Raw genomic sequence first — 1,574 nt, 5'->3', positions numbered from 1 at the left:
AGGCCACTCCGGCCAAGGCCCCCGCCCCGAAGCCGGCGGCTTCGGCGCGGACGCCGGGGGCTTGGGCGCGGGCGTCGCCGCCGGCTTCGGGGCGGGGGCCTTGGCCGGAGTGGCCTTGGCCGGGGCTGCCTTCGGCGCGGGCACCGGGGCCTGCTCCGCCGGGGCCTCCGTCTGCTGGGCGGCGAACGAGCGCAGCTGCTCCGGGAACGCGTCCCCGATGGAGTTGCGCACGGGGGCGGAGTTGGCGGCAGCCTTCTCCGCCGCGGCGGCCTTGGCCTCGCGGGCGGCCTGGTCGCGGCGGGAGCCGCCGCCCTTGCGCTCGCGCTGGGTGCCCTCGGTGGACTTGCGCTGCTCCTCGCGCGCCTCGGCCTTGGCCTTCAGCGGGCCGATGACCATCACCATGTTGCGCCCGTCCTGACGGGGCTGGGACTCGACGGTGCCCAGCTCCGCGACGTCCTCGGCGAACTTCTGGAGCAGGCGGATGCCGAGCTCCGGACGCTGCTGCTCACGGCCGCGGAACTGGATGATGGCCTTGACCTTGTCGCCCTGCGAGAGGAACTTCTTGGCGTGGCCGGTCTTGGTCTCGTAGTCGTGCTGGTCGATCTTCAGGCGGAAGCGGACCTCCTTGAGGACCGTGTTCACCTGCTTCTTGCGCGACTCACGGGCCTTGACGGCGGCCTCGTACTTGTACTTGCCGAAGTCCATGAGCTTGCACACCGGAGGCTTGGCCGTGGGGGCCACCTCCACGAGGTCCAGGTCCGCCTCGGCGGCGAGGCGCAGGGCGTCCTCGACGCGGACGATGCCGACCTGCTCGCCGTTCGGGCCGACGAGTCGGACTTCCGGAACGCGAATACGCTCGTTGATGCGGGGATCGCTGATGGTGCCACTCCTGTTTGCTGGACGTTGATGCGACCGGACGCCAGGGGCCCTCCATGCGGAAGGCCTCCCCTGCGGGTGCAGACGGGAGGCCTCGAACCGGCCCCGGATGGGACCCTTCGCGGTGCCGCCGGGTCGCCAGGGGTCGTCCGACCCCGGTGCGACCGCCGCGGACACGCGGTGACCCGGCAACTCGGCCCGGCCGTGCCGGACGTCCTGCTGACGCGGGTGGGAGGAGGACTCCACTTTGCTCTTCCGGACGGCACACGGGTGCGCCGCTGGAAGCGGTCTGTGGGAAGCTTACCACCATGACCGATCAGAACCAGCACCAGCACGCCGCGGGCGAGGACGTCCCCACCGAGGTCCGCGAGATCCACGAGGTCCCCGCCGTCGAGGTGATCACCACCACCGCCGTGCACCTGATGACGGCCGCCGCGGTGAAGGTGGGCCTGGCCGACTCCCCCGACGCGCGGGAGATGACCGACCTCGACGAGGCCCGCAAGCTCATCACCGCGCTCGCCGGCCTCGTCACCGCCGCCGCGCCCGAGATCGGCAGCCAGCACGCCGGCCCGTTGCGCGACGGCCTGCGCTCCCTCCAGCTCGCCTTCCGTGAGGCCTCCCCCTTCCCGGACGCCCCCGGCAAGGGCCCGGGTGAGAAGTTCACCGGCCCCGTCAACTGACCCCGCGACGTCGCCCCC

The 1,574-nt window shown here is 72.6% G+C and carries 2 protein-coding genes; one reads left to right on the top strand and one right to left on the bottom strand.

All coding sequences use genetic code 11. The features are described 5' to 3' along the window. The coding region (gene infC / locus MHY29_RS12040; protein ID WP_239241553.1) for a translation initiation factor IF-3 at positions 1–1,122 on the bottom strand (1,122 nt) is incomplete at its 3' end. Positions 1,123–1,184: 62 nt separating this feature from the next. Here infC and MHY29_RS12035 point away from each other — a divergent pair. Continuing rightward, positions 1,185–1,556, top strand: coding sequence for a DUF1844 domain-containing protein (locus MHY29_RS12035; protein ID WP_224354599.1), 372 nt, complete (start codon positions 1,185–1,187; stop codon positions 1,554–1,556). Positions 1,557–1,574: the final 18 nt, after the last annotated feature.

It is taken from the genome of Micrococcus sp. ACRRV, assembly GCF_022346985.1.
Classification (GTDB): Bacteria; Actinomycetota; Actinomycetes; order Actinomycetales; family Micrococcaceae; genus Micrococcus; species Micrococcus porci.
The sequence above is the reverse complement of the archived record's forward strand: the minus strand, read 5'-3'. Positions and strand labels throughout refer to the sequence as shown.

Excerpts from the sequence above, each read along its gene's own strand:
- MHY29_RS12035 (WP_224354599.1), top strand. The coding sequence starts at position 1,185 with ATGACCGATCAGAACCAGCACCAGCACGCCGCGGGCGAGGACGTCCCC.